This is a genomic window from Enterobacter soli ATCC BAA-2102 (genome assembly GCF_001654845.1).
Classification (GTDB): Bacteria; Pseudomonadota; Gammaproteobacteria; order Enterobacterales; family Enterobacteriaceae; genus Enterobacter; species Enterobacter soli.
Genome location: NZ_LXES01000014.1, coordinates 60146 through 74342, shown reverse-complemented (window position 1 = coordinate 74342; position 14197 = coordinate 60146). Strand labels below are relative to the sequence as shown.

At 53.6% G+C, this 14197-nt stretch carries 14 protein-coding genes; 10 read left to right on the top strand and 4 right to left on the bottom strand.

The window, feature by feature from the left end; all coding sequences use genetic code 11:
* Positions 1 to 116 precede the first annotated feature (116 nt).
* Together M987_RS05030 and M987_RS05025 are read left to right on the top strand one after the other, a co-directional pair.
* Positions 117 to 560 carry an RrF2 family transcriptional regulator gene (locus M987_RS05030; protein WP_014072303.1) on the top strand — a complete coding sequence of 148 codons (444 nt, stop codon included), beginning with the start codon at positions 117 to 119 and terminating at the stop codon, positions 558 to 560.
* Positions 553 to 918 (top strand): hypothetical protein, encoded by a 366-nt coding sequence (locus tag M987_RS05025; RefSeq protein WP_014072302.1) that lies wholly within the window; start codon positions 553 to 555, stop codon positions 916 to 918. The genes M987_RS05030 and M987_RS05025 overlap by 8 nt, the downstream gene beginning before the upstream one ends.
* Positions 919 to 1039: 121 nt before the next feature.
* Here M987_RS05025 and ppiC (M987_RS05020) read toward each other — a convergent pair whose 3' ends face one another.
* Positions 1040 to 1321: a peptidylprolyl isomerase PpiC gene (ppiC, locus tag M987_RS05020; protein WP_004886861.1), complete on the bottom strand. Its 282-nt coding sequence runs from the start codon at positions 1319 to 1321 to the stop codon at positions 1040 to 1042.
* Positions 1322 to 1371: 50 nt separating this feature from the next.
* Positions 1372 to 1653 (bottom strand): peptidylprolyl isomerase PpiC, encoded by a 282-nt coding sequence (ppiC, locus tag M987_RS05015; protein WP_014072301.1) that lies wholly within the window; start codon positions 1651 to 1653, stop codon positions 1372 to 1374.
* 111 nt (positions 1654 to 1764) lie between these two features.
* On the opposite strand from ppiC (M987_RS05015), the gene rep reads away from it, so the two are divergent.
* A complete protein-coding gene (gene rep / locus M987_RS05010; protein WP_014072300.1) occupies positions 1765 to 3789 on the top strand; it encodes a DNA helicase Rep in 2025 nt (674 codons plus the stop codon).
* 51 nt (positions 3790 to 3840) lie between these two features.
* On the opposite strand, the gene gppA is transcribed toward rep, so the two are convergent.
* Both gppA and rhlB read right to left on the bottom strand, forming a co-directional pair.
* Entirely contained in the window at positions 3841 to 5325 is a 1485-nt protein-coding gene (gppA, locus tag M987_RS05005; protein ID WP_014072299.1) for a guanosine-5'-triphosphate,3'-diphosphate diphosphatase, read from the bottom strand.
* A gap of 6 nt (positions 5326 to 5331) precedes the next feature.
* On the bottom strand, positions 5332 to 6597 hold the full coding sequence (gene rhlB, locus M987_RS05000; protein ID WP_014072298.1) for an ATP-dependent RNA helicase RhlB: 1266 nt from the start codon (positions 6595 to 6597) through the stop codon (positions 5332 to 5334).
* 144 nt (positions 6598 to 6741) lie between these two features.
* On the opposite strand from rhlB, the gene trxA reads away from it, so the two are divergent.
* The 7 genes from trxA (at position 6742) to rffC (ending at position 14197) form a co-directional block, all read left to right on the top strand.
* The gene (gene trxA / locus M987_RS04995; RefSeq protein ID WP_014072297.1) at positions 6742 to 7071 is read left to right on the top strand and encodes a thioredoxin TrxA; all 330 of its coding nucleotides are present in this window, start codon (positions 6742 to 6744) and stop codon (positions 7069 to 7071) included.
* A 341-nt stretch (positions 7072 to 7412) separates the two neighbouring features.
* Entirely contained in the window at positions 7413 to 8672 is a 1260-nt protein-coding gene (gene rho / locus M987_RS04990; RefSeq protein WP_001054528.1) for a transcription termination factor Rho, read from the top strand.
* Positions 8673 to 8913: 241 nt separating this feature from the next.
* Complete coding sequence (gene wecA, locus M987_RS04985; protein WP_014072295.1) at positions 8914 to 10017, top strand: UDP-N-acetylglucosamine--undecaprenyl-phosphate N-acetylglucosaminephosphotransferase; 1104 nt, start codon at positions 8914 to 8916, stop codon at positions 10015 to 10017.
* Between the two features lie 12 nt (positions 10018 to 10029).
* Positions 10030 to 11076 carry an ECA polysaccharide chain length modulation protein gene (gene wzzE, locus M987_RS04980; protein WP_014072294.1) on the top strand — a complete coding sequence of 349 codons (1047 nt, stop codon included), beginning with the start codon at positions 10030 to 10032 and terminating at the stop codon, positions 11074 to 11076.
* Positions 11077 to 11133: 57 nt separating this feature from the next.
* Positions 11134 to 12264: a non-hydrolyzing UDP-N-acetylglucosamine 2-epimerase gene (gene wecB, locus M987_RS04975; protein ID WP_014072293.1), complete on the top strand. Its 1131-nt coding sequence runs from the start codon at positions 11134 to 11136 to the stop codon at positions 12262 to 12264.
* Positions 12261 to 13523, top strand: coding sequence for a UDP-N-acetyl-D-mannosamine dehydrogenase (gene wecC / locus M987_RS04970; RefSeq protein WP_014072292.1), 1263 nt, complete (start codon positions 12261 to 12263; stop codon positions 13521 to 13523). Before wecB ends, wecC begins: the two co-directional genes overlap by 4 nt.
* A complete protein-coding gene (gene rffC, locus M987_RS04965) occupies positions 13520 to 14197 on the top strand; it encodes a dTDP-4-amino-4,6-dideoxy-D-galactose acyltransferase (RefSeq protein WP_014072291.1) in 678 nt (225 codons plus the stop codon). Before wecC ends, rffC begins: the two co-directional genes overlap by 4 nt.

Sequence of the window (14197 nt, the reverse complement as noted above, 5' to 3'; positions counted from 1 at the left end):
ATGGTTTTGCTAAAAAATATAAATATCTATATTTATCATTGTGATAATTTGCATTTTACATAAATTTTAGGGCTCAGGATTGCTCATTACTGTCTTAATGTAATATCGTAAGTTACATGAAAACAAACAACTCATTCTCAGCAACGCTGCACATCCTGCTTCACCTGGAGCAGATGGACAAACCTCTGACGTCCGAACAGATGGCCGCCTTTATCGACGGCAATCCGGCATTCATCCGCAAGCTGCTTGCCGGGCTCAGGGAAAACAACATTGTCTGTGCCACCAAGGGGCACCACGGCGGCTGGCGGCTGGGCCGACCGGTTGGCGAGATCACGCTTTACGATATCTACATGGCGCTCGGCGAACCGGCGCTGTTTGCGTTGGGCAACCGTAGCGAAAACCCGCAGTGCCTGGTGGAACAGGGGGTAAATCGGGTGATGTCAGAGACGCTCGCCGATGCGCAGACGCTGATCATCGATCGCTTTAAGCGCCTGACGCTACAGGATATTGGCAGCGAATTTATTAGCTACTTCAACGACAAAGGCCACGACCATGATTGAAAATTTAACCACCTGCCTGATGATTGCGATGGCGGCGAGCAGTATTTCGATGACGGTGACGCAGACGGAACTGTTTGCCGCGTTTCGCGAATGGACGACCAAAAAGAACGCGATGATGGGGCACTTGTTCCACTGCTTTTACTGCTTAAGTCACTGGGTGGTATTTGGCGGGATGGCGGTATATCGCCCGGCGCTGTTGAACAGCGGCTTTGCGCTGATTGACTGGGTGATGACGGCGTTTATCGTGATTACTATCACCACGCTGATTAACGGGCTGATGTTTAAGGTGTTCCAGGCGGCAGTGAGCACTCACGTGATGAAGCATAACGCCCAGCAGACACTGCAATCGCAGAAATAAAAAACCCGGCGTTGCTGGCTAATTACAGAGCACGCTGGTGCCCTCACCCCGGACCGGACACACCCACGGGGAGAGAGGGTGCAAACACTAAACGCCTTCTCCATGAGAAGGCGTTTAGTGTTTATTTCCGGTACAGCACCTTAATGATGTGGTAACCGAACTGAGTGTGCAGTGGGCCGGTTGGCTCCAGCACTGGGCAGGAGAAGACCACTTTATCGAACGCTGGAACCATCTGGCCCTGGCGGAATTCACCTAAGTCACCGCCGCGTTTGCCCGATGGACAGATGGAGTGCTTCTTCGCCAGCTTGCCGAAGTCGGCACCGTTCTTAATCTGCTCCAGAAGATCCAGAGCCAGTTTCTCTTCTTTCACCAGAATATGCAGTGCTGCTGCTGTCTTTGCCATGATCGTGCCTTAAATGGGTTGAGATAAATTGGGGCGCAATATAGCACGCGTTAGCGGCGATACAGCACCTTAATGATATGGTAGCCAAATTTGGTTTTCACCGGGCCGAAGGGCTTCAGAAGCCGGCAACTAAATACCGCCTGATCGAATGGCCCCACCATCGCCCCCTGTTTAAATTCACCTAAATCACCGCCATTACGCCCGGATGGACATTTAGAGTAGCGCTTCGCCAGATGATCAAAGCTAATGCCACGTTCCAGTTTGGCGAGGATCTCCTGCGCCAGCTTCTCTTCTTTTACCAGAATGTGCAGGGCTGCTGCGGTCTTTACCATGGTTCTGTTCTCAGGGTTAATCGCGTTTTCTTCACTTTATCATTAGCCGGTAAATCTGCGCCCGGCTTTCTGCTACAATCCACACCCCGTTCGAAGATTGAGCAATATCCCATGCGTTTAAACCCTGGACAACAACAAGCGGTCGAATTCGTAACTGGACCATGCCTGGTGCTGGCAGGGGCCGGTTCCGGTAAAACCCGCGTGATCACCAACAAAATCGCCCATTTGATCCGTGGATGCGGGTATCAGGCACGCCACATTGCGGCGGTGACATTTACCAACAAAGCAGCACGTGAGATGAAAGAACGTGTTGGCCAGACGCTGGGGCGCAAAGAGGCGCGCGGGTTGATGATCTCTACCTTCCATACCCTGGGGCTGGATATCATCAAACGTGAATACGCTGCGCTGGGCATGAAGTCTAACTTCTCGCTTTTCGATGACACCGACCAGGTGGCGCTGCTTAAAGAGCTGACCGAAGGGCTGATCGAAGATGACAAAGTGCTGCTGCAACAGCTGATCTCGACGATCTCCAACTGGAAAAACGATCTGATGACGCCTGCTCAGGCGGCAGCGAGCGCGAAAGGTGAACGGGACAGGATCTTCGCCCACTGCTATAGCTTGTACGACGCGCACATGAAAGCGTGCAACGTGCTGGATTTCGACGATCTTATTTTGCTGCCAACGCTGCTGCTTCAGCGTAATGAAGAGGTGCGTGAGCGCTGGCAGAACAAGATCCGTTACCTGCTGGTGGATGAATATCAGGACACCAACACCAGCCAGTACGAACTGGTGAAGTTGCTGGTGGGGCAACGTGCGCGTTTTACCGTTGTGGGGGATGACGATCAGTCTATTTACTCCTGGCGCGGTGCGCGTCCACAAAACCTGGTACTGTTAAGCAAAGATTTCCCGGCGCTCCAGGTGATCAAGCTCGAGCAAAACTACCGCTCGTCCGGGCGCATCCTGAAAGCAGCGAATATTCTGATTGCCAATAACCCGCACGTGTTTGAAAAACGCCTGTTTTCTGAACTGGGTTACGGGACGGAGCTGAAAGTCCTCAGTGCGAATAATGAGGAACACGAAGCGGAACGTGTGACCGGCGAGCTGATTGCGCATCACTTCGTCAATAAAACCGAATACAAGGACTACGCGATCCTGTATCGCGGTAACCACCAGTCCCGCGTCTTTGAAAAAATGCTGATGCAAAACCGCATTCCGTACAAAATTTCAGGCGGTACGTCGTTCTTCTCGCGTCCTGAAATCAAAGATTTGCTGGCGTATCTGCGTGTACTCACCAACCCGGATGATGACAGCGCTTTCCTGCGTATCGTGAATACCCCAAAACGTGAGATTGGCCCGGCCACGCTGCAAAAACTGGGTGAGTGGGCGATGACCCGTAACAAAAGCCTGTTTACCGCCAGCTTCGATATGGGACTGAGTCAGACGCTGACCGGGCGCGGGTATGATTCCTTAACCCGTTTCACCCACTGGCTTGGCGAAGTGCAGCGCCTGGCTGAACGCGAGCCTGTGGCGGCCGTGCGTGACCTGATCCACGGCATCGATTACGAATCCTGGCTGTACGAAACCTCTGCCAGCCCAAAAGCAGCAGAAATGCGCATGAAAAACGTCAACCAGCTGTTCAGTTGGATGACCGAAATGCTGGAAGGCTCAGAAATTGACGAGCCAATGACCCTGACGCAGGTGGTCACGCGTTTTACGCTGCGCGATATGATGGAGCGCGGCGAAAGCGAAGAAGAGGCGGACCAGGTTCAACTGATGACGCTGCACGCCTCTAAAGGGCTGGAGTTCCCGTATGTCTATCTGGTCGGCATGGAAGAGGGGTTGCTGCCACATCAGAGCAGTATCGATGAAGATAATGTCGATGAAGAACGTCGGCTGGCCTACGTGGGCATTACCCGAGCGCAGAAAGAGCTGATCTTTACGCTGTGCAAAGAGCGCCGGCAGTATGGCGAGCTGGTGCGCCCTGAGCCGAGCCGGTTCTTGCTGGAATTACCGCAGGACGACCTCATCTGGGAACAGGAGCGTAAAGTGATTACCCCGGAAGAGCGGATGCACAAGGGGCAGGCTAACGTGGCGAATATTCGCGCTATGCTGGCGAAAGCCAAAGAGAAAGGGTAATTATTTGTAGGCCGGGTAAGGCGAAGCCGCCACCCGGCACTGTTCAGGGTATTACTTCACTTCAAGCGCCCAGTGCACATAACTCTGCCACTGGCATTCCTGTTCGATCATTTCCGCACCAAGCGGATGATCGTCCAGCCAGTTTTCCGGCAACGTCAGCGTGAGTTTTTCATTTTCCGCAACCAGCGTGATGGCCGGTAACAGATCGTCACGGCGGCGGCAGGCAAACAGAATGGCCAGGCGCAACAACCGACAGAGATGCTCGGCAACGCGAGGCGGTACGGCGTTTTGCTGGTGCAGGGAAGAGAGATCGACCGCACTGGTCTGGTTCAGCAACAGGGTGGCCAGCAGCTTTTTCTGCGCAGGCGTATAACCCGGCAAATCAAGATTACGTACCAGGTAGGCTGCATGGGCCGGCGCTTGTTTGAAATCGATGCTCAAACCCACTTCGTGTAGAGCACACGCGCTCAGCAGCAGATCGCGACTGAGTGGCTCAAGACTCCAGTCCCCACCGACCTGATCGGCAAAGAGCGATGCCAGTTGCGCAACGCGCTGAGCCTGATCGGTATCAACCATAAAGCGGCGCTGAACGTTACGCAGCGTGCGGCTGCGAATGTCCTGATCGACCGACAGATGCAGCATCCCGTAAACCAGACCTTCACGCAGCGCACCACCGGCAAGGGTCATGCACTGGATGTTCAGTTCGGTGAAAATGGCGATCAGAATGGCAAGCCCGCTTGGGAAAACCAGCGCACGTTCCAGAGTCAGGCCTTCAATTTCCAGTTCTTCCAGACGACCGCACTGAATGGCGCGCTGTTTAAGCTGCTGGAGCTTGGCAAGCGTGATCCGCTCATCCATCCCCTGCGCCATCATGATTTCCTGCAAAGCCTGCACGGTACCCGATGCACCAACGCAAACCTTCCAGCCGTGATAGCGCAATTCATCCATCACCGGGCGCAACACTTCGCGCGCGGCATTTTCGGCCTCGTCGAAGTTCTCTTTGCCAAGATTACGGTCGGTAAAATAGCGTTCAAGCCAGGTCACACAGCCCATCGACAGACTGAACAATGACGTGGCTTGCGCCCCGGTGCCCGTAACGAGTTCGGTACTGGCACCACCGATATCCACCACCAGACGGCGATCGTCGCCACCGGTTGTGTGCGCAACGCCCTGATAAATCAAACGCGCTTCTTCTTCACCGCTGATAACCTGCACCGGGCATCCCAGGATTTCCTGCGCTTTGGCAATGAAATCAACGGCATTAACCGCCAGACGCAGAGTGGCCGTTGCGACAACGCGGATTTGATTATGCGGGATATCTTGCAGACGTTCGGCAAAAAGACGCAAACATTGCCAGCCACGTTCCATGGCTTCAGGGGAGAGGTGATTGTCGCTGCTCAGGCCCGCCGCCAGGCGGACCTTGCGCTTAATACGCGTCAGCGTTTGTATACTTCCCGCCACCTCGCGCACAACCAGCATATGAAAACTATTGGAACCGAGATCAATTGCCGCATAAAGCGAGGTGGAACTGAGCATATTTTCTTAACCTGAACGACGACGATTACGCGGTGGGCCGGAACGACGCGGACCATTGCCGGAACGGGCGCGGGTAAGGCGCTTCGGCGGCGGCAGTTCGCTTAACAGTGCTTCCGGATTGTATTTGCTCTGCGGAATAGAGTGACCGATGTAAGTCTCAATGGCTGGAAGATTCAGCGCATACTCTTCACACGCAAGGCTGATGGAATGACCACTCGCACCAGCACGACCAGTACGGCCGATACGGTGTACGTAATCTTCACAGTCATCCGGCAGGTCGTAGTTGAAGACGTGCGTGACGGCTGGAATATGCAGGCCGCGCGCGGCGACGTCGGTTGCAACCAGGATATCCAGGTCGCCACGAGTGAATTCTTCGAGAATACGCAGGCGTTTTTTCTGCGCCACATCACCCGTCAGCAGGCCAACGCGGTGTCCATCAGCGGCCAGATGACCCCAGATGTCTTCGCAGCGATGCTTGGTGTTCGCAAAGATAATGGCGCGATCTGGCCACTCTTCTTCGATAAGCGTTTGCAGCAGACGCATTTTCTCTTCATTGGATGGATAGAAGAGCTCTTCTTTAATGCGGTGACCGGTTTTCTGCTCGGGTTCCACTTCTACATATTCGGCGTTGTTCATCTGTTCGAACGCCAGTTCGCGAACGCGATAGGAGAGAGTGGCAGAGAACAGCATGTTCAGACGCTGGTTTGCCGCAGGCATCCGACGGAACAGCCAGCGGATATCTTTAATGAAGCCCAGATCGTACATACGGTCGGCTTCATCCAGCACCACAACCTGAATCGCGCCAAGGTTGATGTGGTTCTGTTTTGCGTAGTCGATAAGACGGCCCGTGGTCCCAATCAGGATATCCACGCCGCTTTCCAGCACTTTCAGCTGTTTATCGTAACCGTCGCCGCCATAGGCCAGGCCGAGCTTCAGGCCTGTTGCCTGAGCCAGCGGTTCAGCGTCTGCATGGATCTGTACCGCCAGTTCTCGCGTCGGGGCCATAATTAGCGCGCGCGGCTGGTTAACTTTGCGGTCAGCAATCGCTGGATGAGAAAGTAAATAATGAAACGTTGACGTTAAAAACGCCATCGTTTTGCCAGTACCGGTTTGCGCCTGCCCTGCAACATCGCGGCCTGCCAGCGTCAGCGGCAGTGCGAGGGCCTGAATGGGCGTGCAGTTATGAAACCCTTTATTTTCAAGGGCTTCGATCACCTTTGGGTGCAGGGCGAAGTCGGAAAACTTCTGTTCTGTTAAATGTGTTTTGCTCATAGTGTGGTAGAATATCAGCTTACTATTGCTTTACGAAAGCGTATCCGGTGAAATAAAGTCAACCTTTAGTTGGTTAATGCTACATCAACACGTCGTTGATTGATGCGAAACCAACGCACCAGGCTTATTCCTGTGGAGTTATATATGAGCGATAAAATTATTCACCTGACTGACGACAGTTTTGACACGGACGTACTTAAAGCTGACGGGCTGATCCTCGTCGATTTCTGGGCTGAATGGTGTGGTCCTTGCAAAATGATCGCCCCGATTCTGGATGAGATCGCTGACGAATATCAGGGCAAACTGACCGTTGCCAAGCTGAACATCGACCAGAACCCGGGCACCGCGCCAAAATACGGTATCCGTGGCATCCCGACCCTGCTGCTGTTTAAAGGCGGTGAAGTGGCGGCGACCAAAGTGGGCGCACTGTCCAAAGGTCAACTGAAAGAGTTCCTGGACGCTAACCTGGCGTAAGGTTTCTCGGCTGAGCGTCCAGAGCGCCTAAATGATGTGGATCTCTGGACGCCCGGCTTTAGTCGTGCTAAGTTAGCTATGACTTCGTTTTAAACATATCTTGTTGTTTGAATCTTGCTTTACCCGAAACTTCCCGTTGTTGATATCCACAGTGCGTGAAGTTGCTAAATTCCGGGCTTGTCACTCAATCCGTCTTGTCGTTTCAGTTCTGCGTTCTTTCCCTGTGACCAGACAGCGAACAGATATGAGGTGATGGCCGCTAAACAGGCATGGATGACCCTGCCATACCATTCACAACATTAAGTTCGAGAATCACCCCGAGTTTAAGAACCCACACCATTATGAATCTTACCGAATTAAAGAATACGCCGGTTTCTGAGCTGATCACTCTCGGCGAAAATATGGGGCTGGAAAACCAGGCTCGTATGCGCAAGCAGGACATCATTTTCGCCATCCTGAAGCAGCACGCTAAGAGTGGCGAAGATATCTTTGGCGACGGTGTGCTGGAGATATTGCAGGACGGATTTGGTTTCCTCCGCTCAGCAGATAGCTCCTACCTCGCCGGTCCTGACGACATCTACGTATCCCCTAGCCAAATCCGCCGTTTCAACCTCCGCACTGGTGACACCATTTCAGGTAAGATTCGTCCTCCTAAAGAGGGTGAACGCTACTTTGCGCTGTTGAAAGTTAACGAAGTTAACTACGACAAACCAGAAAACTCGCGCAATAAGATCCTGTTTGAGAACTTAACGCCGCTGCACGCGAACTCTCGCCTGCGCATGGAGCGTGGTAACGGTTCTACCGAAGACTTAACCGCTCGCGTTCTGGATCTGGCTTCTCCAATTGGTCGTGGTCAACGTGGTCTGATTGTGGCGCCGCCAAAAGCGGGTAAAACCATGCTGCTGCAAAACATCGCGCAGAGCATTGCTTACAACCACCCAGACTGTGTGCTGATGGTACTGCTGATCGACGAACGTCCTGAAGAAGTGACCGAGATGCAGCGTCTGGTTAAAGGTGAAGTTGTCGCTTCTACCTTCGACGAACCCGCATCTCGCCACGTTCAGGTTGCTGAAATGGTTATCGAGAAGGCCAAACGTCTGGTTGAGCACAAGAAAGACGTTATCATCCTGCTCGACTCCATCACCCGTCTGGCGCGTGCGTACAACACCGTGGTTCCGGCTTCCGGTAAAGTGTTGACCGGTGGTGTGGATGCGAACGCCCTGCACCGTCCGAAGCGTTTCTTCGGTGCTGCGCGTAACGTAGAAGAGGGCGGCAGCCTGACCATCATTGCAACCGCGCTTATCGACACCGGTTCCAAGATGGATGAGGTTATCTACGAAGAGTTTAAAGGTACAGGTAACATGGAACTGCACCTCTCCCGTAAGATTGCTGAAAAACGTGTCTTCCCTGCTATCGACTACAACCGTTCCGGTACGCGTAAGGAAGAGCTGCTCACCACTCAGGAAGAGCTGCAAAAAATGTGGATTCTGCGCAAAATCATTCACCCAATGGGCGAAATCGACGCAATGGAATTCCTCATTAACAAACTGGCGATGACCAAAACAAACGACGATTTCTTCGACATGATGAAGCGCTCGTAACGCAAATAAAGCCAGCAAACGCCACGTTTTTACGTGGCGTTTTTCGTTTATGGCCTATACGCTATTACCGCAGACTCCCAATTTTGACCTGTCGGTGCGACAATAGGATTATTCGCACAGCAAAAACATTAATAGATTGAATAATAAACAAATGGAGTTGCAAGAGGCTTGCTTTATGCCTTCAGGCCCGGCGCCTTCATGGTTATACTTCCTTGACTGACATTTGTTGAGAACATCCATTGTGAACCTACTCGATACGTTTACTGAGCTAACCAGTATTTTTTTGTTTACCACCTGCTTTTTGTTTCTTGCGCGCAAGGTGGCAAAATATCTGGGGTTAGTGGATAAACCCAACTTCCGTAAACGCCATCAAGGCATGATCCCGCTGGTCGGTGGTATTTCCGTATTTGCCGGTATCTGCTTCACCTTCGCGATTGCTGATTACTATATTCCTCACGCCAGGCTCTACCTGATCTGCGCCACCGTTCTGGTTGTGGTCGGCGCGCTCGACGATCGCTATGACATTAGCGTGAAAATCCGCGCCTTCGTTCAGGCTGCCGTCGGCATTGCTATGATGGTGGCGGCCAAACTTCACTTAAGCAGTCTCGGTTATATTTTCGGGCCCTGGGAGATGGTTCTGGGGCCGTTCGGCTATTTCCTGACACTATTCGCCGTCTGGGTGGCGATTAACGCCTTCAATATGGTGGACGGCATTGATGGCCTGCTGGGCGGGCTTTCTTCCGTCTCCTTCGCTGCTGTCGGCATTATTTTGTGGTTTGATGGCCAGTACAGTCTCGCCATGTGGTGTTTCGCCATGATTGCCGCCATTCTGCCGTATATTTTGCTCAACCTCGGCGTTCTGGGTCGTCGCTATAAAGTCTTTATGGGCGATGCGGGCAGTACGTTGATTGGCTTTACGATTATCTGGATTTTGCTGGAAACCACGCAGGGTAAAGTTCACCCCATTAGCCCGGTGACGGCGCTGTGGATAATCGCCATTCCGTTGATGGATATGGTGGCGATTATGTATCGCCGTCTGCGAAAAGGGATGAGTCCTTTTTCCGCCGACCGCCAGCATATTCATCATTTGATCATGCGTGCAGGCTTCACTTCCCGTCAGGCATTTGTGCTGATAACCCTGGCGGCTGCTATTCTTGCGGGGATTGGTGTTGCATCGGAATATGCCCACTTTATCCCTGAATGGGTGATGTTGGTATTGTTCTTGCTAGCGTTTTCTCTGTATGGCTACTGCATTAAACGCGCATGGAAAGTCGCGCGTTTTATTAAGCGTATAAAGCGCAGGATGCGTCGAAATAGTGGCAATAATCCAACTTTAACTAAATGAACTGGGATCGTGATGACTCAACCGTTGGCGGGAGCTAAATCAGAGATGACCGAGAATGAGCTGGATATACGTGGCTTGTTCCGCGTTTTATGGGCGGGCAAACTGTGGATTGCAGGCGTTGCGTTAGGGTTCGCGTTAATCGCGCTCGCCTACACCTTCTTTGCAAAACAGGAGTGGAGCGCAACCGCCATTACAGACAGACCAACGGTCAACATGCTCGGCGGGTTCTACTCGCAGCAGCAGTTCCTGCGTAATCTGGATATCAAAGCGAATCTGGCCACGCCAGACCAGGCTTCCGTGATGGATGAGGCCTATAAAGAGTTCGTGATGCAACTGGCGTCCTGGGATACCCGTCGTGATTTCTGGTCCCAGACTGATTATTACAAGCAGCGCATGGTCGGTAACAGTAAAGTCGATGCCGGGCTGCTGGATGACATGATTAACAACATCCAGTTCACGCCAGGGGATGCGCTGCGCAACCTGAACGACAACGTGAAGCTGGTGGCCGAAACGGCGCCGGATGCCAATAATCTGCTGCGTCAGTATGTGGCCTTTGCCAGCCAGCGTGCGGCAAGCCATCTGAATGATGAGCTTAAAGGCGCATGGGCTGCGCGTACCATTCAGATGAAAGCGCAGGTTAAGCGTCAGGAAGAAGTGGCAAAAGCGATCTTCGCCCGTCGGGTACACAATATTGAGCAGGCGCTGAAGATTGCGGAACAACGCAACATCTCGCGCAGCGAAACGGACGTTCCGGCTGATGAACTCCCTGATTCCGAAATGTTCCTGCTTGGACGCCCAATGTTGCAGGCGCGCCTGGAAAACCTACAGGCTGTCGGGCCAGATTTTGACCTCGATTACGATCAAAATCGCGCGATGCTGAACACCCTGAATGTCGGTCCGACTCTGGACCCACGTTTTCAGACCTATCGTTATTTGCGTACGCCTGAAGAACCTGTAAAACGCGATAGTCCTCGCCGCGCGTTCCTGATGATTATGTGGGGAATTGTTGGCGCTCTGACTGGCGCGGGCGTGGCGTTATCACGTCGCCGCAGAAATTAAGAAGGCCGTCTACGATGAAGGCTGACTGCCTTCATCGGCTAATCGAAGAGAATCGATGTGAAAGTACTAACCGTATTTGGCACCCGGCCGGAGGCCATTAAGATGGCACCTCTGGTTCATGCGCTGGCCAGGGACCCTGATTTTGAAGCGAAAGTGTGTGTCACTGCCCAGCACCGGGAGATGCTCGATCAGGTGTTAACGCTCTTTTCCATCGTCCCGGATTACGATCTGAATATCATGAAACCGGGGCAAGGGCTGACGGAGATTACCTGCCGTATTCTGGAAGGGCTGAAACCCATTCTGGAGTCGTTTAAGCCTGACGTCGTGCTTGTGCATGGCGACACCACAACGACGGTTGCGACCAGCCTGGCGGCGTTTTATCAGCGTATTCCCGTTGGCCATGTTGAAGCAGGGCTGCGTACCGGTAATCTCTACTCACCGTGGCCAGAAGAAGCCAACCGCACGCTGACCGGACACCTGGCGATGTACCATTTCGCGCCAACGGAAAACTCCCGTCAGAATTTGCTGTGCGAAAATATCGCGGATAAGAAAATTTTCGTCACCGGAAATACCGTCATTGATGCGCTGATTTGGGTGCGCGATCGTGTGCTGACGAATGACAGCCTGCAAAGCGAGCTGACTGCGCGCTATCCGTTCCTGAGCAACGATAAAAAGACCATTCTGGTCACCGGCCACCGTCGTGAAAGCTTCGGCCGGGGTTTTGAGCAAATTTGCCATGCGCTGGCCGAGATCGCCGCAGAAAACAAAGACGTACAAATTGTTTATCCGGTGCATCTCAACCCTAACGTCAGCGAGCCGGTGAACCGTATTCTGGGTCACGTAGAGAACGTGTTCCTGATTGAACCGCAGGATTACATGCCGTTTGTCTGGCTGATGAACCATGCCTGGCTGATCCTGACGGATTCCGGCGGTATTCAGGAAGAAGCGCCTTCGCTTGGCAAGCCGGTGCTGGTGATGCGTGAAACCACAGAACGCCCCGAAGCGGTGAAAGCCGGCACGGTACGCCTGGTGGGCACGGACACCCGTCATATCGTCGAACAAGTCACGCGCTTGCTGCACGACGAAGAAGAGTATCAGGCGATGAGCCGGGCCCATAACCCGTATGGCGATGGGCAGGCTTGTAGTCGTATTTTGCACGCACTTAAACACAATCGGGTATCGCTATGAGTTTTACTACCATCTCTGTCATTGGTCTTGGCTACATTGGACTGCCCACTGCGGCGGCCTTTGCCTCTCGTCAAAAACAGGTTGTAGGCGTGGACATCAATGCGCGCGCGGTGGAAACCATTAACCGTGGCGAAATTCATATTGTGGAGCCGGATCTCGACCGCGTGGTTAAGGCCGCCGTTGAGGGCGGATTCCTGAAAGCCAGCACCACGCCGGTGGAGGCAGATGCCTTCCTGATTGCGGTGCCAACGCCGTTCAAAGGCGATCATGAACCTGACATGGTCTACGTTGAGGCCGCAGCAAAATCCATTGCCCCGGTGCTGAAAAAAGGCGCATTGGTAATCCTGGAGTCGACCTCTCCGGTGGGCGCTACGGAACAGATGGCACAGTGGCTGGCAGAAGCCCGCCCGGATTTGAGCTTCCCACAGCAGGCGGGCGAACAGGCTGATGTCAACATCGCCTACTGCCCGGAGCGTGTGCTGCCAGGGCAGGTGATGGTCGAGCTGATTAAAAACGACCGCGTGATTGGCGGAATGACGCCGGTCTGCTCTGAACGCGCCAGCACGCTGTACAAGATTTTCCTTGAAGGCGAATGTGTGGTGACGAACTCCCGCACCGCCGAAATGTGCAAGCTGACGGAAAACAGCTTCCGTGACGTTAACATCGCCTTTGCGAACGAACTGTCGCTGATTTGTGCCGATCAGGGGATTAACGTCTGGGAACTGATTAGCCTGGCGAATCGCCATCCGCGTGTGAATATCCTTCAGCCAGGTCCTGGCGTGGGCGGGCACTGTATTGCCGTCGACCCGTGGTTCATCGTGGCGCAAAACCCGGCACAGGCGCGTCTGATTCGTACCGCCCGTGAAGTGAACGACAGCAAACCACACTGGGTGTTAAACCAGGTTAAAGCCACGGTCGCCGATTGCCTGGCAGACAGCGGCAAACGGGCTGATGAGCTGAAAATCGCCTGTTTTGGTCTGGCATTCAAACCCAACATCGACGATCTGCGTGAAAGCCCGGCAATGGAAATTGCTGAGATGATCGCCGAATGGCACAGCGGTGAAACGCTGGTGGTTGAGCCGAACATTCATGAGCTTCCGGCAAAACTGGCGGGCCATTGCACGCTTACGGCGTTAGATGACGCGCTGGCAACGGCGGATGTGCTGGTATTGCTGGTGGATCACAAAGCGTTTAAAGCCATCTCCGGTGATGCCGTACGTCAGCAATATATTGTTGATACGAAAGGCGTGTGGCGTTGAGTGACCTCAACGGGGTGCTTGAGTCCCTTCAGTGGGAAAGCACCTTTTTCGGCCTGCCTTCAGCCATTGTGCGTCTGCGCGATGATGCGCCGGCGCTCGCAGCAGCGGACTTTGCTGCGTGGCAGCGCGTGCAGGCCAAAATTCCGGCGGGACGCAGCGACCTGCTGGATGCACTCCAGCAGCACGGATTTCAGCTGGTAGAGGGTGAGGTTGACCTCTCTATCGCCGTGGCTCAATACGTCTCGCCTGGGGCTGAACCCGCAACCGCAGAGGATATCCCGGTGCTGCGTCAGATGGCAGCGCTGGCTTTTGCCCAAAGCCGTTTCCGCACTCCGTGGTATGCACCCGAGGACAGCGGCCGTTTTTATGCTCAGTGGATAGAGAATGCCGTAAAGGGCACGTTTGACCATGTTTGCCTGGTGTTCCGCGCGCCGGATGGTCAGATCCAGGGATTTGTCTCGCTGCGTAAGCTCAATGAGCAGGACGCGCGTATCGGTTTATTAGCCGGGCGGGGCATGGGCGACAAACTCATGCAGGCGGCGCTGCACTGGGCGCAGCAACATCAACTTTCAACTTTGCGGGTGGCGACCCAAATGGGCAACACCGCCGCGCTTAAACGTTATATCGCGAGTGGCGCCAACGTCGACGCAACCGCTTACTGGTTATACAGGTGA